This window comes from Stenotrophomonas sp. FSL W7-1447 (assembly GCF_037966425.1).
Classification (GTDB): domain Bacteria; phylum Pseudomonadota; class Gammaproteobacteria; order Xanthomonadales; family Xanthomonadaceae; genus Stenotrophomonas; species Stenotrophomonas pavanii.
On sequence record NZ_CP150199.1, the window covers coordinates 1,634,630 to 1,652,116 of the forward strand.

Annotated in this window: 20 protein-coding genes; 5 read left to right on the plus strand and 15 right to left on the minus strand. The window is 67.3% G+C overall.

Features of this window, described 5'->3' with window-relative positions:
• Positions 1-283 precede the first annotated feature (283 nt).
• The 11 genes from rnt to pstS (NSQ78_RS07580) form a co-directional block, all read right to left on the minus strand.
• Complete coding sequence (rnt, locus tag NSQ78_RS07530) at positions 284-868, minus strand: ribonuclease T (RefSeq protein ID WP_005408782.1); 585 nt, start codon at positions 866-868, stop codon at positions 284-286.
• Positions 869-1,078: 210 nt separating this feature from the next.
• Positions 1,079-1,600, minus strand: a complete 522-nt coding sequence (locus NSQ78_RS07535; RefSeq protein WP_064238000.1) for a DoxX family protein — start codon at positions 1,598-1,600, stop codon at positions 1,079-1,081.
• A 24-nt stretch (positions 1,601-1,624) separates the two neighbouring features.
• Entirely contained in the window at positions 1,625-2,380 is a 756-nt protein-coding gene (locus NSQ78_RS07540) for a putative DNA-binding domain-containing protein (RefSeq protein ID WP_064238001.1), read from the minus strand.
• On the minus strand, positions 2,373-3,248 hold the full coding sequence (locus NSQ78_RS07545; protein ID WP_064238002.1) for a DUF692 domain-containing protein: 876 nt from the start codon (positions 3,246-3,248) through the stop codon (positions 2,373-2,375). The genes NSQ78_RS07540 and NSQ78_RS07545 overlap by 8 nt, the downstream gene beginning before the upstream one ends.
• A complete protein-coding gene (locus NSQ78_RS07550; protein WP_049466995.1) occupies positions 3,235-3,588 on the minus strand; it encodes a hypothetical protein in 354 nt (117 codons plus the stop codon). Before NSQ78_RS07550 ends, NSQ78_RS07545 begins: the two co-directional genes overlap by 14 nt.
• Before the next feature lie 236 nt (positions 3,589-3,824).
• Positions 3,825-4,532, minus strand: a complete 708-nt coding sequence (gene phoU, locus NSQ78_RS07555) for a phosphate signaling complex protein PhoU (RefSeq protein WP_005408787.1) — start codon at positions 4,530-4,532, stop codon at positions 3,825-3,827.
• A 65-nt stretch (positions 4,533-4,597) separates the two neighbouring features.
• Positions 4,598-5,428 (minus strand): phosphate ABC transporter ATP-binding protein PstB, encoded by an 831-nt coding sequence (pstB, locus tag NSQ78_RS07560; RefSeq protein ID WP_005408788.1) that lies wholly within the window; start codon positions 5,426-5,428, stop codon positions 4,598-4,600.
• A 19-nt stretch (positions 5,429-5,447) separates the two neighbouring features.
• A complete protein-coding gene (gene pstA, locus NSQ78_RS07565; protein WP_049466993.1) occupies positions 5,448-6,311 on the minus strand; it encodes a phosphate ABC transporter permease PstA in 864 nt (287 codons plus the stop codon).
• Positions 6,311-7,279: a phosphate ABC transporter permease subunit PstC gene (pstC, locus tag NSQ78_RS07570; protein ID WP_049466991.1), complete on the minus strand. Its 969-nt coding sequence runs from the start codon at positions 7,277-7,279 to the stop codon at positions 6,311-6,313. Before pstC ends, pstA begins: the two co-directional genes overlap by 1 nt.
• Before the next feature lie 82 nt (positions 7,280-7,361).
• Positions 7,362-8,450: a phosphate ABC transporter substrate-binding protein PstS gene (gene pstS / locus NSQ78_RS07575; protein ID WP_064238003.1), complete on the minus strand. Its 1,089-nt coding sequence runs from the start codon at positions 8,448-8,450 to the stop codon at positions 7,362-7,364.
• A gap of 339 nt (positions 8,451-8,789) precedes the next feature.
• On the minus strand, positions 8,790-9,806 hold the full coding sequence (gene pstS, locus NSQ78_RS07580) for a phosphate ABC transporter substrate-binding protein PstS (RefSeq protein ID WP_053463535.1): 1,017 nt from the start codon (positions 9,804-9,806) through the stop codon (positions 8,790-8,792).
• 452 nt (positions 9,807-10,258) lie between these two features.
• On the opposite strand from pstS (NSQ78_RS07580), the gene NSQ78_RS07585 reads away from it, so the two are divergent.
• Complete coding sequence (locus NSQ78_RS07585; RefSeq protein WP_049466984.1) at positions 10,259-11,491, plus strand: porin; 1,233 nt, start codon at positions 10,259-10,261, stop codon at positions 11,489-11,491.
• An 81-nt stretch (positions 11,492-11,572) separates the two neighbouring features.
• Here the strand turns inward: NSQ78_RS07585 and nth are convergent, their stop codons facing one another.
• The 3 genes from nth to NSQ78_RS07600 are packed head-to-tail and all read right to left on the minus strand — an operon-like array spanning position 11,573 to position 13,405.
• Complete coding sequence (nth, locus tag NSQ78_RS07590; protein WP_049466982.1) at positions 11,573-12,265, minus strand: endonuclease III; 693 nt, start codon at positions 12,263-12,265, stop codon at positions 11,573-11,575.
• The gene (locus tag NSQ78_RS07595) at positions 12,265-12,618 is read right to left on the minus strand and encodes a hypothetical protein (RefSeq protein ID WP_064238004.1); all 354 of its coding nucleotides are present in this window, start codon (positions 12,616-12,618) and stop codon (positions 12,265-12,267) included. Before NSQ78_RS07595 ends, nth begins: the two co-directional genes overlap by 1 nt.
• Before the next feature lie 4 nt (positions 12,619-12,622).
• The gene (locus NSQ78_RS07600; RefSeq protein ID WP_053463532.1) at positions 12,623-13,405 is read right to left on the minus strand and encodes an enoyl-CoA hydratase-related protein; all 783 of its coding nucleotides are present in this window, start codon (positions 13,403-13,405) and stop codon (positions 12,623-12,625) included.
• Between the two features lie 167 nt (positions 13,406-13,572).
• Between NSQ78_RS07600 and NSQ78_RS07605 the strand changes: the two genes are divergently transcribed.
• The 3 genes from NSQ78_RS07605 (at position 13,573) to NSQ78_RS07615 (ending at position 16,102) form a co-directional block, all read left to right on the plus strand.
• Positions 13,573-14,274 (plus strand): FKBP-type peptidyl-prolyl cis-trans isomerase N-terminal domain-containing protein, encoded by a 702-nt coding sequence (locus NSQ78_RS07605; RefSeq protein ID WP_005408797.1) that lies wholly within the window; start codon positions 13,573-13,575, stop codon positions 14,272-14,274.
• A gap of 125 nt (positions 14,275-14,399) precedes the next feature.
• Positions 14,400-15,203, plus strand: coding sequence for a CoA pyrophosphatase (locus NSQ78_RS07610; RefSeq protein WP_064238005.1), 804 nt, complete (start codon positions 14,400-14,402; stop codon positions 15,201-15,203).
• Positions 15,200-16,102, plus strand: coding sequence for a sulfurtransferase (locus tag NSQ78_RS07615; RefSeq protein ID WP_064238006.1), 903 nt, complete (start codon positions 15,200-15,202; stop codon positions 16,100-16,102). Before NSQ78_RS07610 ends, NSQ78_RS07615 begins: the two co-directional genes overlap by 4 nt.
• Before the next feature lie 201 nt (positions 16,103-16,303).
• On the opposite strand, the gene NSQ78_RS07620 is transcribed toward NSQ78_RS07615, so the two are convergent.
• The gene (locus NSQ78_RS07620; protein ID WP_049469548.1) at positions 16,304-16,870 is read right to left on the minus strand and encodes an N-acetylmuramoyl-L-alanine amidase; all 567 of its coding nucleotides are present in this window, start codon (positions 16,868-16,870) and stop codon (positions 16,304-16,306) included.
• Positions 16,871-16,942: 72 nt separating this feature from the next.
• Here NSQ78_RS07620 and NSQ78_RS07625 point away from each other — a divergent pair, with 72 nt between their 5' ends.
• A complete protein-coding gene (locus NSQ78_RS07625) occupies positions 16,943-17,470 on the plus strand; it encodes an alpha/beta hydrolase (RefSeq protein ID WP_024958728.1) in 528 nt (175 codons plus the stop codon).
• The last annotated feature ends 17 nt before the right edge of the window (positions 17,471-17,487 follow it).

The window sequence follows — 17,487 nt, forward strand, 5'->3', positions numbered from 1 at the left end:
CGTACCAACGGTCGGCATCCACCAGAGACGTGACCCACCACAGCAGTGATCGTCAGTCCCCGACGAGCGCCGCGACACGCTGCTGCTCCCGCTTTTTCTGATCTTTCCTTGGCGGCCAGCAACCTGTCGAAGGCTGGGCAGGGTGGGTTCGCGGGGGCATCCGCGCCATGGATGGCGCGGCTAGGCCCGCAGGGACGGGTTCACGGCATCCCACGCGAGCCCACCCTGCTCGGCCCAACCGATGATTCGCTTCACGCCACGAGCGGCTCCGCCGCTGGCCGCTTCACCGCGGCCAGGCGTTGGCGATGGTGCAGAACAGCCGCGCGGTCTGTTCGGTGTCATACACCGCGCTGTGGGCCTCGTTGGCATCCCAGCCCAGCCCGGCCGCGGTGGCCGCGCGTGCCAGCACCGTCTGCCCGTAGGCGATCCCGGCCAGGGTCACCGTGTCGAAGACGCTGAACGGATGGAACGGATTGCGCTTGTGGCCGGTCCGCGCTACGGCCGCGTTGACGAAGCCAAGGTCGAAATGCGCGTTGTGGCCGACCAGGATCGCGCGCTGGCAGCCGTACTTCTTCATCGCCGCACGCACCGGAGTGAAGATGTGGTCCAGCGCCGCTTTTTCTTCCTTGGCCAGCCGGAACGGGTGGTCAAGGATGATGCCGGTCACTTCCAGCGACTTGGGGTCGATTTCCAGGCCTTCGGCCGGTACCACATGGGCGCTGGCAGTCTGGCCGGGGTACAGCAGGCCGTTCTCGTCCATCTCGATCGGCACGGCTGCGATTTCCAGCAGCGCATTGCGCTGGCTGTCGAAGCCGCCGGTTTCCACATCCACGACCACCGGCAGGAAGCCGCGGAAGCGTTGGGACATCGCGCGCTGCGCCTGGGGTACTGCGGAATCGGGAGCGGCGGCAGGTGCGGGGGTGGGGTCAGTCATGCGTGAATTCTAGCAGAGCGCCCCTGAGCGCCCGGCTGGCCCGTGGAGCCCGGGTTTCCTGCGTGGGCGTGTGTTGACCAAGGTCGACAGCTGCCGGTGCAGCGCACGCCCAGGATCCCGGGAGGTGCCAACCTGGGTTGGCATTTACCGGACCGCAGGCCGTGTCGTGGTACCTGATGGCTGCCACCGAGCCAACCATGCATCCACGCTCAGCCTGCCGGCGCCGGTGAAGACCAGCGGCAGCAGCATGGCCATGAACAGCACCGGCAGCTTGTAGTTGCCAAAGCCCTGGTCACTGATCACATAGCCCATGGCGAGGTCGCCCAGTGACTGCCAGTCCATCGGCCAATGCACTGCGTAGGTGGCCACGATGGTCAGCACCAGCAGGCTGGCGGCGGCAAAGCGGGTGCCGAAGCCCATCAGCAGGCAGGCCGCACCGATCAGTTCGAACCACGTGGCAAGCTGCCAGTTCAGCGCGGCGGGCAGCTGGTTGAACGGGAACGGGAAGGCGTCCTGCAGATCGGCAAACCAGTTCTGCCCATGCAGTTTCTCGCGGCCGGATTCGAAGTACTCCCAGGCCAGCAGCAGGCGCAGGCCGAGCGGGGCCAACCAGGGGGCGAGACGGTCCAGCTGGCCGCGTGCGGCGGCCAGGAGCGGTAGCTTCATCGGTGGATCTCCGTGGACGGGGTGTCAGGGTGGGGAGGCGAGCGGACCGATCACGCCGGCCTGCACGAACTGCTGCAGCAGCGCAGCACCTGGTTCGGCCAGGGCGTCCTCGGCCAGCCCGTGCGCGCGGGCCAGCTGCCGCAGGTGGGCCTGGCCTTCCAGCCCGGGCTGTTCGCCAATGCTGGACAGCAGGTACACCGCCAACGGGCTGAGTTCGGCGAATCGCACTTCGCCGCCGGCGTCGCGGCGGACCAGCAGGCCGGTCGGTTCGGTTGGAGGCCGGGTCGGTGCATCGTCGGCACCCAGGCGGTGCACCGGCCACTGGTACAGCAGCGGCCAGGCCAGCGGCGAGCGCTGCAGCGGCACGCGCAGCGGATCGACAGCGCCGGGTGCGGGAAGGGGATCGGCCTGCAGCTGGTACAGCGCGGTTTCCACCCACTCGTAATGGGCCAGTTCGGCCAGTGCCGGGTGCGGCAGCTGCGGCTGCACCTGCAGCCACTGCACGAATTCGGCGGCCAGTTCGGTGAACAGCGGCGTCTGGCAGCGATGGCTGGCGAAGTAGTGGCGCACCAGTGCGCTCCAGGCCGGTTCGCCGAGCAGGCGCACGCAGACCGGGAAGCCATTGCTCAGCAGGCCCAGCAGGTTGTTGAACAGCAGGTGCTGGTAGACCGCCACGCGGCGGGGATCCAGTCCGGCCGGCGCGGGGACTGCCTGCGGGTCGCGCAGGTGCGCGGTGAACGCGTGCTGCTGCGCGCGCAGGGTGTCGGTGGCGTCAGCCATGTGCAGCCCCGGCGTGGGTGGCCTGCAGACGGCGGATGGTCTGCAGTTCGCCCCGCAGTTCCGCATAGGGCGGGAAATTGAAATCGCGTTCGAGCAGGGTGGGGCGCGGGCCGATGCGTGCATAGGTACGCGCCAGCAGCTCCCAGACCGGATCGATCACCGCGCTGCCATGGGTGTCGATCTTCAGGTCCGGTGCCTCGTCCAGGTGCCCGGCCACGTGCAGGCAGACGATGCGCTGCGCGGGCAGGCCGGCGATGAAGGCATCGGCATCGTAGCCGTGGTTGCAGGCGTTGACGTAGACATTGTTGACGTCCAGCAGCAGGTCGCAGTCGGCTTCGGCGAGCACCGCATTGGTGAACGCCAGTTCGTCCATCGCCGGTTCCGGCGCCAGGTAGTAGGACACGTTCTCCACCGCGATACGGCGGCCGAGCAGCTCCTGCACCCTGCGGATGCGCGCGGCGGTGTGGCGTACGGCTTCATCGGTGAACGGAATCGGCAGCAGGTCGTACAGGTGGCCGTCGTCGCTGCAGTAGCTCAGGTGCTCGCTGTACAGCGGTACCTGGTGTGTTTCCAGGAACTGCCCGACCTGTTCCAGCAGTTGGGTGTCCAGCGGCGCACTGCCGCCCAGCGACAGCGACAGGCCGTGGCAGCTCAGTGGATGGCGCTGCGCCAGTTCGGCCAGCGCATCACCGGCAGGTCCGCCGACATGGATCCAGTTCTCAGGCGCGCATTCGAGGAAGTCGAAGTCGCCTGCCGGGGCATCACGCAGATCCTGCAGCAGCGCCCGGCGCAGGCCCAGCCCCGCAGCCGCCGCACGAAGCGGCGACTGCGGGTGGACGAGGCGGGCGCCGACGTCAGTGCTTGCCACCGCACTTGCCTTCGCCACACTTGCCTTCGGCCGACTTCGTGTCGCCGGTCTTGGCCTTGGCACCGGCTGCACCTGCGGCCTTGCCCTTGTCGGCACCACACTTGCCTTCGCCGCTCTTGCCGTCGGCGCCACACTTGCCTTCGGCATGCTTGGTTGCGTCGGCGGCCATCTTGGTATCGGCGGCCTTGGCGTCGGTGCTGGCCTTGGCTGCCTGGCCGGCCACCAGGTAACCCTGGGCGAGGTCGCTCATGCTCAGGGCCGAGGCACTGGCGGTCATGCCCAGGCCGGCGGCCAGGGCGGTCGCGGTCAGCAGGGACAGGGTCTTGTTCGAACTGCTCATCGGTATTACTCCTGGGTGGTGGGCGGGTGCCCGGGGTGATTCGATGCTGCAGCGATCCTACTCAACGAATCCTCGCCGAGACCTCAAATTTTCGTGAGATCTGTTACAGAAGCCTCCGGCAGGTCCGCACCGGGCAAGCCCGGCGCCCACAATCCTGGGGAACACCGCAAAGAAAAAGGCCGCTGTCACCAGGACAGCGGCCACCTTGGAGTCGACTCCGGTGTTGCAGTGCAGCGTCAGGGCTGGCCGGTGCTGGAGGTCTCGTCGCGCTTCTCGCGCGGCGGCAGCGGCTGCTCACCGTGCACCAGGAACCACACGTTCTCGGCGATGTTGGTGGCGTGGTCGCCCACGCGCTCCAGGTTCTTGGCCATGAACAACAGGTGCGTGCACGGGGTGATGTTGCGCGGGTCTTCCATCATGTAGGTCAGCAGCTCGCGGAACAGCGCGGTGTACTGCGCGTCCAGGCGGGCGTCGTCCTCGCGCAGTTCCAGCGCGGCGTCGGCGTCATTGTCGCGGTAGGCGGCGATGGCGCGGCGCACCTGCTGCGCGGCCAGGCGGCCCAGCGCACGCAGGCCCTGGATCTGCGGCAGCGGCGGCACCTTGCCCAGCGCGATCGAACGCTTGGCAACATTGGCCGCGTAGTCGCCGATGCGCTCGATGTCGGCCGGAATGCGCAGGCCGGCGAGGATCTCGCGCAGGTCGCGCGCCATCGGGCCGCGCAGGGCCAGGCGCATCACGTCATGGCTGATCTGCTGCTCCAGCGCATCGATGGCTTCGTCGTTGGCGATGATGCGATGGGCGGCGTTCTCGTCGCGCTTCTCGATCACGTCCATCGACGCTTCGAGCTGGGCGACCGCCATCTCGCCCATGCGCACGATTTCGGCCACCAGCCGCTGCTGCTCTTCGTCGTAGCTCTTGACGATGTGGTCGTTGGGAAGGTTCATGGTCTGCAATCCGGGTAGAGCCAGGCCGTGCCTGGCTGGGACATGTGGCGAAGGATCAGCGTCGATCAGCCGAAGCGACCGGTGATGTAGTCCTCGGTCTGCCGCTGCGACGGCTGCGAGAAGATCACTTCGGTGCGGTCGTGCTCGATCAGGTCGCCCAGGTACATGAAGGCGGTGTAGTCGGACACGCGCGCGGCCTGCTGCATGTTGTGGGTGACGATCACGATCGTGTACTCGTGCTTGAGCTCTTCCACCAGCTGCTCGATGCGGCTGGTCGAGATCGGGTCCAGCGCCGAGGTCGGCTCGTCCAGCAGCAGCACCGACGGGCGCAGCGCCACGGCACGGGCGATGCACAGGCGCTGCTGCTGGCCGCCGGACAGGCCCAGTGCGCTCTGCCCCAGCTTGTCCTTCACCTCGTCCCAAAGCGCGCCCTGGCGCAGCGCCTGCTCGACGCGGTCGGCCATGTCGGCCTTGCTCAGCTTCTCGTGGTGGCGGATGCCGTAGGCCACGTTCTCGAAGATGGTCATCGGGAACGGCACCGGCTTCTGGAAGACCATGCCGACCTTGCTGCGCAGGCGGTTCATCGGGTACTTCGGCGACAGGATGTTCTCGCCGTCCAGCAGCACTTCGCCGCGCGCCTCCAGCTTCGGGTACAGCGCGTAGATGCGGTTGAAGATGCGCAGCAGCGTCGACTTGCCGCAACCAGAGGGACCGATCAGCGCGGTGACGCGCTTTTCCGGGATCTCCAGGTTGATGCCCTTCAGGGCGTGGAACTTGTCGTAGTAGAAGTCCAGTCCACGCGCAGCCAGCTTCACCGGCGACGGCGTGTGCAGGCTCTCGTGCGAGGACGGCACGGCGATGCGCTGCATCGGCACGGCGTTGGAAAGGTCGTTCATGGCGTTATCCACGGAAAGGTCAGTCATGGGAGATACGGTTGCGCAGCAGGATGCCGCGGGCGGCAAGGCTGACCAGCAACACGAAGACAGTCAGCACCAGGGCACCGGCCCAGGCCAGCACCTGCCAGGATTCATACGGGCTGCCGGCGAACTGGTTCATCACCACCGGCACCGAGGCCATCGGCTGGAAGATGTTGTTGTTCCAGTACTGGTTGCCGAAGGCGGTGAACAGCAGCGGTGCGGTTTCGCCGGAGATGCGGGCCAGCGCCAGCAGGATGCCGGTGATGATGCCGGCCGAGGCACTGCGGTACAGCACCTGCACGATCACCTTCCACTGCGGGATGCCCAGCGACAGGGCCGCTTCGCGCATCTGCGAGGGCACCAGCCGCAGCATCTCGTCGGTGGTGCGCACCACCACCGGCAGCACGATGAAGGCCAGCGACAGGGCACCGGCGAACGCCGAGAAGTTGCCACCGGTCTGCATCACGTACAGGGTATAGACGAACAGGCCGAGCACGATCGACGGCGCCGACAACAGGATGTCGTTGACGAAGCGGACCACGGTGCCGGCCTTGCGGGCGTTGCCGTACTCGGCCAGCCAGGTGCCGGCCAGCACGCCCAGCGGGGTACCGATGCCGATCGCCAGCGCACACATCACCGCGCTGCCGAAGAAGGCGTTGGCGAGGCCGCCTTCCTGCATCGGCGGCGGCGTCATCTTGGTGAACAGATCAAGATTGATGCCGGCCAAGCCCTTGGAGGCCAGGGTGAACAGGATCCAGCCCAGGAAGAACAGGCCGAACAGGGCGGTGGCGCAGGAGGCGGTGATGGCGATGACATTGCCGATGCGGCGGCGCAGGTACAGCGAATCAGCGGTGGTGGACATCAGTTGCCCTCCTTGCGGGACAGGCGCATCAGCATCAGGCGGGCGATGGCCAGCACCACGAAGGTGACGATGAAGAGGACGAAGCCGAGCAGCAGCAGGGCCGAGCGGTAGGTTTCGGTGGCCTCGCCGAAATCATTGGCGATCAGCGCGGCGATGGTGGTGCCCGGTTCCAGCAGCGACGGCGACAGGCGCACGCTGTTGCCGATCACGAAGGCCACCGCCATCGTCTCGCCCAGGGCACGGCCGAGGCCGAGGAAGATGCCGCCGATCACCGCCGAGCGGGTGTAGGGCAGCACGATGTCCCAGCTCACTTCCCACTTGGTGGAACCCAGCGCATAGGCCGATTCCTTCAGGCGGGTCGGCACGGTCAGGAACACTTCGCGCATCACCGAGGAAATGAACGGAATGACCATGATGGCCAGCACGAAACCGGCGGTGAGCATGCCGATGCCCAGCGGCGGGCCCTGGAACAGCGGACCGATGACCGGCCATTCGCCCAGGGTTTCGTTGAGGAACGGGGTGACGTACTCGGTCATCACCGGCACCAGCACGAACAGGCCCCACATGCCGTAGATGATGGAGGGAATGCCCGCCAGCAGCTCGATGGCGGTACCGACCGGGCCACGCAGCCAGCGCGGCGCGACTTCGGTGAGGAAGAACGCGATGCCGAAGCTGACCGGCACGGCAATGACCATCGCGATGACGGCGGTGACCAGGGTGCCGTAGATCGGCGCGAGCGCGCCGAACTTGTTTTCGACCGGGTTCCAGTCGGCCGAGAAGAAGAAGCTCAGGCCCTGCATCTGCAGGGCGTGGCGACCGCCCCACAGCATCGACAGCGCGGCGCAGGCCAGGGCGATCAGGACGAAGATGACGGTGCCGACCAGCACCCATCGGAACAGTTTGTCGTTGCGGGCATCACGCGCATCGCGCGTGGACGGGGCGGCTACAGGCTGGGCGATGGCATTCATGGGGACGGCAGGGCCAGGAAGGGGCGGGGCGGCATGGCGTGGAAGAAGCGGTGCCCGCGCGGGGCGGGCACCGTCGGGTCCATCACTTCAGGTCGGTCGCCCAGTAGGCCTCGATCTGCTTGACCAGTTCGGCCGGCAGCGGCACGTAGTGCAGCTCGTTGGCCTGGGCCTGGCCGTTCTCGAAGGCCCACTTGAAGAAGGCCAGGGTGTCCTGGTTGCGCTTGGCGTCCTTCGGCTTCTTCTGCATCAGCATGAAGTTGGTGGCGGTGATCGGCCACGCCTGCTCGCCCGGTGCGTTGGTGATGACCAGGTTGAAGTCCTTGGCGCTGGCCCAGTCGGCGCTGGCGGCCGCTGCGGCAAAGGTTTCCGCGCTCGGCTCGACCCAGTTGCCGGCGGCGTTCTGCAAGGCGGTGTACGGCATGCCGTTCTGCAGTGCGTAGGCCAGCTCGACATAGCCGATCGAGCCCTTGATCTGCTTCACGTAGGACGCGACGCCTTCATTGCCCTTGCCACCGACGCCGTCCGGCCACTGCACCGAGGTGCCTTCGCCGACCTTGCTCTTCCACTCCGGGCTGATCTTGGACAGGTAGTTGGAGAAGTTGAAGGTGGTGCCCGAACCGTCCGAACGGTGGACCAGGGTGATCTTGCCATCCGGCAGCTTCACGCCCGGGTTGGCAGCGACGATGGCCGGGTCGTTCCAGGTCTTGACCTTGCCCAGGAAGATGTCGGCCAGCAGGGCGCCGCTCAGGCGCAGCTTGCCGCCTTCCAGGCCGTCGATGTTGACCACCGGCACCACGCCGCCGATGGCCGACGGGAACTGCGCCAGGCCGGCCTGGGCCAGCTCTTCGCTGCTCAGCGGCTTGTCGGAGGAACCGAAGTCGACGGTGCCGGCCTTGATCTGGGCGATGCCGCCGCCGGAGCCGATCGACTGGTAGTTGATCTTGGCGCCGGTGCTGGCGTTGTAGTCGGCCGACCACTTGGAGACCAGCGGGAAGATGAAGGAGGCGCCCGCACCGGACACTTCGGCGGTCACCTTGGCACCGGCGGTGGCCGGGGCAGCGGCACCGTCGGCCGCCGGCTGCTGCGCGGCCTGCTTGTCGCCACCGCAGGCCGACAGGCCCAGGGCGATGGCCAGGGAAAGGGCGGCAAGGCCGGCCGAGTGCAGTTTCATGGTCACTCCATAGCGGGGTAGAGCCGACGGCGTCGGCGGATGCGGCTATGAAATGATGTTTTTGTTACAGCCGTATTACGCGCATGACAGAGGTGTCCTGGATCACGTTCCGACAAGGGTTTCACAGGGTGGGCGCCGATCCGGCAGGGGCCCGGTGACCCCGGATCTGCGCACCGATAGCACCGGCCGGTGCAAGGTAGCGCCGAGCGTGGGTTCGGCGCTACAGAGGCAGACACCCCCGGAAACAAGAAGAGCGCGAGATCTCGAGGATCTCGCGCCCGGTTGGGGCCGGCGGGGGAGAGAGGACCCGCCGGCCCCGTTCCTGCGGGGGGAACGCGCTTACTTCAGGTTCTGCGACCAGTAGGTCTCGATCTGGCGGACCAGGCTGTCCGGCAGCGGCACGTAGTCCAGCTGGCGGGCCTGGGCGTCGCCGCTCTTGTAGACCCAGCGGAAGAACTCCTGGGTGGCCTTGCCGTTGGCAGCATTCTTCGGCTTCTTGTGCACCAGGATGAAGTTGGTGGCGGTGATCGGCCAGGACTCGGCGCCCGGGGCGTTGGTCATCACCAGGTAGAAGTCCTTGGCGTTGGCCCAGTCGGCGCTGGCGGCGGCGGCAGCGAACGACGCGTCGCTCGGCTGCACGAACCTGCCAGCGGCGTTCTTCATCGCGGTGTACGACAGCTTGTTCTGCAGCGCGTAGGACAGTTCGACGTAGCCGATGCCGCCCTTGATCTGCTTCACGTAGGCAGCAACGCCTTCGTTGCCCTTGCCACCGATGCCGGCCGGCCACTGGACCGAGGTGCCTTCACCGACCGAGGTCTTCCATTCCGGGCTGACCTTGGACAGGTAGTTGACGAAGTTGAAGGTGGTGCCCGAACCATCCGAGCGGTGCACGACGGTGATCTTCGCGCTCGGCAGGGTCACGCCCGGGTTCAGCGCGGCGATGGCCGGGTCGTTCCAGGTCTTGATCTTGCCCAGGAAGATGTTGGCCAGCACGGTGCCGTCCAGCTTCAGTGCGCCCGGGGCGATGCCGGCCACGTTGACCACCGGCACCACGCCGCCGATCACCGACGGGAACTGTGCCAGGCCCGAAGCGGCCAGCTCTTCCGGCTTCAGCGGCGCGTCGGAGGAGCCGAAATCAACGGTCTTGGCCTTGATCTGCGCAATGCCGCCGCCGGAACCGATCGACTGGTAGTTGACCTTGTTGCTGGTGGCGGCGTTGTAGTCGGCCGACCACTTCGACATCACCGGGTAGATGAACGAGGCGCCCGCGCCGGTGATTTCAGCGGCGTTGGCGGCGAACACGGACGACGCTGCGAAGACGGCAACGGCAACGCGCGACTTGAAGGCGTGGATCACGGGGTGGCTCCTGGGTTGATTGGGATGCGGGGTTACCCGCCCGGCGCACATTCCATAACGGTTCGATGACAGCGCCGGGACCGTTGTATGACGCATCCGTTACAGCGCGTCCCGGCAGCCCTGCACCGCCCGGCGAGCGCGTGGGCGGACGGTGCCGCTGCGCAGCGTGCAGCGGTTCAACCTCGTTCCCTGGCTCCAGGGAACACGTGCCGGGGGGCCTGGCCGGGCCGGCGCGTGCACTGCCATGGAATCATCACGCCCGCGGCCGCAACCGATCGGCCCGCAGGGGAAGGCAAATGAGTCGTACGCATGACCGCAGGAAGAAATCTGTGGTTGGTGCGCACTCTGTCATTCGGTTGTCATGGTTTTAACGGAACGTTCGCAAAACGCTTGACCGGCCTGCCGGCGTGGCGTTCTGCCCAAGCCATTCCAACCCTCTGGAGAAATCCAAAATGCGTTCCCATTTGCTCGCCGCCGCGGTCGTTGCAAGCCTCGGTCTGGTTTCCGCCGACGCCTTCGCAGCCCCTGCCAGCACGGGCGTATCCCAGGCACAGCTGCAGCAGCTGCAGGCACAGATCGCCGCGCTGCAGGCCCAGGTCCAGCAGTTGCAGAACGATTCGCAGGCGCTGCAGGCGCAGTCCGACGCGCAGTCTGAAGTGAACATCACCCAGGCACAGGCCCTGGAAGGTGCGCAGAAGACCCAGACCAGCGTCGACAAGCTGGCCAAGCTGGTCAATGACAACAAGATCGGCGGTCGCATGTTCTTCGACCTGACCAACATCGACAAGACCAGCAACGGCAAGGACACCGCCGCCAGCGGCACCGGCCTGGACGTCAAGCGCTTCTACCTGACCGTCGACCACAAGTTCAACGACATCTGGTCGGCCAACCTGACCACCGACTTCCAGTACAGCTCGGCCATCGGCAACACCGAACTGTTCGTCAAGAAGGCCTACGTGCAGGGCAGCTTCGACCCGGCCTTCAACCTGCGCGTCGGTGCCGCCGACATGCCGTGGATCCCGTACGTCGAGAAGTTCTACGGCATGCGTTATGTCGAGAACACGCTGACCGACCGCCTGAAGTACGGCAACTCGTCCGACTGGGGCCTGCATGGCTTCGGCAACCTGGGCAACAACTTCAACTACGCCGTGTCGGTCGTGTCCGGCGCCGGCTACAAGAACCCGACCCGCAGCAAGGGCATGGACGTGGAAGGCCGCGTGGCCTACACCCCGAACGAGAACTTCGTGGTGGCCGTGGGTGGCTACAGCGGCAAGCTGGGCAAGGAAACCGACATCCAGAGCGCCGAGAACACCTACACCCGCGCCAACGCGATGGTGGCCTACGCCGACAGCGACTTCCGCGTCGGCGGCGAGTACTTCCAGGCCAAGAACCTCAACAACGTGATGACCGTTGCCACCGACAAGTCCAGCGGCTGGTCGGTGTGGGGCAGCGTGCGCGTCACCGACGGCGGTATCAACGTGTTCGGTCGTTACGATGACACCGACGTCAGCAAGACCCTGGACCCGACCCTGAGCGACAAATACTGGAACGTGGGCGTCGAGTTCCCGGTTATGAAGAACCTGAAGCTGTCGACCGTGTACAAGTACACGCACCTGGCCAACGCCGGCGACAAGAAGAACGACAAGACCAAGGAATTCGGCGTGTGGGGCGATCTGTCGTTCTGATCTCCTGAAGCACCCTTGTCCATGTATGCGGACGGCGGGCCTTGTGCCCGCCGTCTTCGTTTCGTCACAACACAATCCGGGTCACGCTTCGGCCGGCGTCTTTTCCTTGAACCGGCACAGGTCGGCGATCACGCAGCCCGGGCAATCCGGCTTGCGCGCCTTGCACACGTAGCGGCCGTGCAGGATCAGCCAGTGATGCGCGTCGAGCAGGAACTCGGCCGGAATCACCTTCACCAGCGTATCTTCCACCTCGCGCACGTTCTTGCCGGGGGCCAGGCCGGTACGGTTGGAGACGCGGAAGATATGCGTATCCACTGCCATCACCGGCTCGCCGAACGCGGTGTTGAGGACCACGTTGGCGGTCTTGCGGCCCACACCGGGCAGCGCTTCCAGCGCTTCGCGGTCGCGCGGCACTTCGCCGCCGTACTTCTGCAGCAGGATCGCGCAGGTGGCGATCACGTTCTTCGCCTTGGCGTTGAACAAGCCGATGGTGGAGATGTACGGCTTCAGGCCATCCTCGCCGAGCGCCAGGATCGTCGCCGGGGTGTTGGCGACCGGGAACAGGCGACGCGTGGCCTTGTTGACGCCGACGTCGGTCGCCTGCGCCGACAGCGCCACCGCCACCAGCAGCTCGAACGGCGAGCTGTACTCCAGTTCGGTTTTGGGGTGCGGGTTGAGCTCGCGCAGGCGGGTGAACATTTCCACCACGTCGGCGCGCGGCATGCGGCCGCCGCGCCGCGCCGGTGCGCGGGCCGTCTTCTTCACGGTGGCCATTACGGCTCCTTGCCGGTGGCGCGGGCCTTGGCCCGGGCGAGGATCGCGGCGGCCGCAGCGGGCAGGGCGGGCTTCACGTCCGGCGCCGGGGCCGGGGTGCGACGCGCATCGCGCTCGGCCTCGCGCCGGGCCAGGCGCACCGCGCGGGCGCGGTAGCGTTCGCGTGCGGCCCAGGCCGCCTGCAGCTGCTGCTGGGCCTGGCACAGGCGCTGCGGAAGGTCCGGATGACCGGGGAGCAGTTGCTCGTCGCCGGCACGGGCGACATAGTCCATCAGCCCGGCCTGCAGGGCGCCGTCGAGATCGTCTGCCTGGACCCGGGCGAACAGCTGCGCGGGGTTGGGTCGGGATGCCATGGCGTCAGCGGTTCTGGAACGCCGGCGGACGGCGCTGCAGGAACGCGCTGGTGCCTTCGCGCATGTCCTCGGTGGCAAACAGCAGGCCGAACTGCGCGCTTTCATACTCCAACCCGGCTTCCAGGCTGCATTCGCCGCCCACGTGCACCGCATCGAGCAGCCCACGCAGGGCCAGCGGCGCCGAGCGTGCCAGCTGTCGGGCAATGTCCTGCACGCGGTTGTCCAGCGCGTCGGCGGGCACGACTTCGTTGACGATGCCCAGTTCCAGCGCACGCGCGGCGTCGATCGGCGCCCCCAGCAGGCACAGCTCCAGGGTGGCGGCGCGGCCGCACAGGCGCAGCAGGCGCTGGCTGCCGCCGAAGCCGGGGATCAGGCCGAGGTTGATTTCCGGCTGGCCGACCTTGGCGGTATCGGCGGCGATGCGCAGGTGGCAGGCCATCGCCAGTTCCAGGCCGCCGCCCAGCGCAAACCCGTTCACGCGCGCGATGACCGGCTTGGGCATCCGCTCGATCTGGCGCATCAGGGCCTGGCCCAGCAGTGAGAAATCACGTCCCTGAACGGCGCTGAGGGTGTTCATCTCGGCGATGTCCGCCCCGGCCACGAAGGCCTTCGGGCCGGCTCCGGTCAACACCACCACGCGCACCTGTGGATCGGCAGCGGCCTCGCCGAAGGCGTCGGCCAGGGCCTGCAGGGTGGCGGCGTTGAGGGCGTTGAGCTTGTCCGGGCGCTGGACGGTCACGGTGCGGATGGCGCCGTCGTCGGTGACAGCGATCAGGGCATCGGCCACGGGGAAACTCCTGGAACGTTAAAAAAAAGTGATATTGAACTCTGCAAACGCAGACGGGTCATAGCCTGCATCGTGAGTGGCGGTTACACGTTGCGCCCGTTATCCTAACCCGTCGCCTCAGGGCGGCGCAGAACGTCCCTGAGTTACCACCCCTGGAGAACTGTTTGATGAAGTTGCGTTCTATCGCGGTCGCCGTCGCGGCCCTGGCCCTGACGGGCAATGCCTTCGCCCAGGACGTCTCGTCCGAAAAGGGCAAGCTGAGCTACTACTTCGGTTACGACTACGGCAACAACCTGGCGGAGCTGACCGGTCGTGGTGAGCAGCTGGACATCAACTCGGTGGTGAAGGGCCTGCAGGATGCCTACGCCAAGAAGCAGCCGGCGATCACCGCCGAGCAGCTGAAGCCGGCCGTTGAAGCGTTCCAGAAGCGCGAGCAGGGCCGTGCCCAGGCTGCCAAGGCCGAGTACGAAAAGGCGGCTGCCGAAAACAAGACCAAGAGCGATCAGTTCATCGCGGCGAACAAGGCCAAGGCCGGCGTGCAGTCCCTGCCGAGCGGCGTCCAGTACCGCGTGATCGAAGCCGGCAAGGGTGCCAAGCCGACCCAGGCCAGCACCGTGCAGCTGGAAGTGGCCGGTCCGTTCCCGTACGGCCAGCGCCCGACCGAAGCCCGCCCGGCCCAGCAGATCCCGTCGATCAAGGTCAGCGAAGTCGAAATGAAGGCCATGCGCGAGACCCTGCTGCAGATGCCGGCCGGCTCGAAGTGGGAAGTCACCCTGCCGCCGGACCAGGCCTACGGTGCCGACCCGCGCACCCCGTTCCCGCCGAACGTGGCTGTGCAGTTCGAGATCAAGCTGGTCAGCGTCAAGTAAATCAAAGCAGCAGACGAAACGCGCCGGTGGTTCCACCGGCGCGTTTCTGTTTGCGCAGTGCGCTGCGTGCCGCATCATCGCGCGCAAATTCAGCCCGATCGCGCTACTGTTGCCGGGTGCAAACAATGGAAGAATCGGCGCGTGTTGTCGCAAGTCCCTGCATCGGAGTGTGCACGCTGGATCCGCACCGGCAATGCACCGGCTGCGCGCGGCATATCGATGAGATCGCGCGGTGGTCGTCGATGAGCAACGAGGAACGCAGTCGCATCCTGCATCGCGTGCAGCCCCTGCGCCAGCAACTGCAGCAGTCGCTGCGCGGTTCGCTGGCCGACCACGAACGGCTGATGCGCGCGCTGCACCCGCTGGCCGAACCGCCGGTCGGCGACGGCTGGAACCGCAGCGAGCTGATCGACCTGCTGCCGCCCGGGCCGCCAGTGGAAGCGGCAGTGCTGGCCGGCATCGTGCCGCGTGCCAACGGCGCGCAGGTGATCCTCACCCGTCGCACCGAAACCCTGCGCACGCACGGGGGCCAGGTCGGATTCCCCGGCGGCCGCACCGAGCCTGACGACCGCGACGCGCTGGCGGCCGCACTGCGCGAGAGCCAGGAAGAAATCGCATTGGCGCCCGGCCAGGTGCAGGCGCTGGGGTATCTCGATCCTTTCGTGACGATCACCGGCTACCGGGTCACGCCGGTGGTGGCGGTGGTCGATCCGGATTTCGTGCCGGTGCCGCAGCCCAGTGAGGTGGCCGAGGTGTTCGAGGTGCCACTGGATTATCTGATGGCGGCCGACAGCCTGCGCCAGGTCGAAATCACGCATCGCGGCCGGGTTCGACACGTCCTGGAGTATGGCTGGCCGGGCCAGCGCATCTGGGGCGCGACCGCCGCCATTCTCTACAACCTGCGTCGCCGCCTGGAGCAAGTGCAATGAAGCCGATCGATCCGCCGTGGACCACCCTGGTCGATGTCGCCACCCTGGCCGCCACGCTGGGTGACGGCGTGCGCGTGGTCGATGCGCGCGCCACCGCCAGCACTGCCGTGCGCGTGGTGGATGCGCGTGCTTCGCTGGCCGACCCGCAGGCGGGAAGCAGCCAGTATCTGGCCGGCCATATCCCGGGTGCGGTGCATGCCGATCTCAATCGTGACCTGTCCGATCTGTCGCGCGTCGGCCACGGTCGCCATCCGCTGCCGGACAGCGATGCCTTCGCCGCGAAGCTCGGCCAGTGGGGTATCGGTCCTGACACCCAGGTGGTGGTCTACGACGGCAGCGATGGCAGCATGGCCGCCGCGCGCCTGTGGTGGCTGCTGCGCCTGATCGGGCACACCCGGGTGGCCGTGCTCGATGGCGGCATCGCCGCCTGGCAGGCCGCCGGTCACGCGCTGGCGAGCGGGCCGGCTGAAGTGACGGCGTTACCTGCCTACCCGGGCCGTTTCGACACCACGCAGATCGCCAACGCCGATGAAATCAGTGCACGGCTGAAGCACGCGCCGGGCTGGCTGGTCGACGCCCGCGCGGGCGAACGCTTCTGCGGCGAAGTCGAGCCGCTGGACCCGGTGGCAGGGCATGTGCCGGGCGCAGTCAATCGCCCGTTTGCGCTGAACGTGCTCGACGGCCGCCTGCGCGACCCACAGGCGCTGCGCGCCGAGCTGCAGGGCGTGATCGGCAATCGCGATCCGCAGCAGGTGGTGCTGATGTGCGGCTCGGGCGTGACCGCCTGCCACCTGCTACTGGCGATGGAAACGGCCGGCCTGTCCGGCGCACGCATCTATGCCGATTCCTGGAGCGGCTGGGTGAGCGACAGCAGCCGCCCGGTGGCGACCGGCGCCTGAGCCGCGCGGGGTCGGATCCGTTTTCCAACGGAGAACGGTTCTGACCCCATCAACCGAAAATCGGGTCAGAGCCCGTTGCGTAGCGACGGGATCCGACCCCGTGTCGATTCGAAGGGATCGCGGAGCCACCCCGCCATCCCTCGGAATGCCAGCTCTTGACGTTGACGTTGCTTCTGCGGGTGCAGGGCGCAGCCCTGCCACTTACCCAACCGGCTGCAGCGGCACCTTCGCCAGCACCCGCGCCCACGGGAACAGCGGCCCCGGGTCGCGCTTGCGCGCCACCGTCAGTGCCGCATCATCGCTGGCCGGCACCTGCTCCAGGTCCAGCTGGTCATGCCCGGCAATCCGCTGCAGCGACGGATAGCGCACCACCAGCGCCTGCAGCAGCCGCTCCAGCGCTTCCAGCTGCGCCTCGGTGTAGGCCTCGTCCATCGCCTGGTGACGGCTGTCGAACCAGTGCGGGTAGCGCCCGGTATTGACCAGCTCGATGCCCAGCGTATGCGCGTTCATGCCGCGCACGTGGTGGGCCACGCGTTCGGGCGCAACGTACTGCACCACGCTGCCATCGCGGTCGATGTAGAAGTGCCCGCTGTTGCCGGCACCGCTGTCGTACAGCACGCGCTCGCCGTACTCGCGGGCCGTCGCCAGATCGGGCAGCTCGGTGCAGTGGATCACCACCATCTCCAGCGTGGCCGGATCGCGCAGCGGCAGTCGGTCGTGGTAGGGCAGGGGCTGCAGCTGCAGGCCGGGCAGGAGCGGGTTGGGCATCCGGCGATGCTAGCATTGCGGCATGAACCTGCCTTCTCTTTCCTGGTTGGCCCGCGCCCACGGAGCGCGCGCATGAGCCGCGGTCACTGCATCCTGTCCCATGGCTTCGAGAGCGGTCCGGAGGCAACCAAGGTCACCGCGCTGGCTGAGGTGGCGCAACGCCTGGGCTGGACCCACGAGCGCCCCGACTACACCGACCTGGACGCGATGAGCGAGGTCAGCCGGGTGGGCGACGTGCCGACCCGCCTGCGCCGCCTGGTTGAACGCGCCGCCATCGCTGCCCGGCAGGGGCCGGTGGTGCTGGCCGGCTCCAGCCTGGGCGCCTACATCTCCGCCATCGCCTCGTTGCAGGTACCGGTCGCCGGCCTGTTCCTGATGGTGCCGCCGACCACGATGGGCCCGATGCCGGCGCTGGACGCTGCCGCCGTGCCGACCACCGTGGTCCAGGCCTGGCATGACGATGTGGTCCCGGCCGCCGGAGTGATCGCCTGGGCGCAGGCGCGTTCGGCGCAGCTGCTGCTGGTCGACGATGGGCACCGCCTCGAGCGCCACGTGGAGGCTTCCGCGCAGGCCTTCGAGCGCCTGCTGCGGCAACTGTGAAACCCGGGCGCACGGCG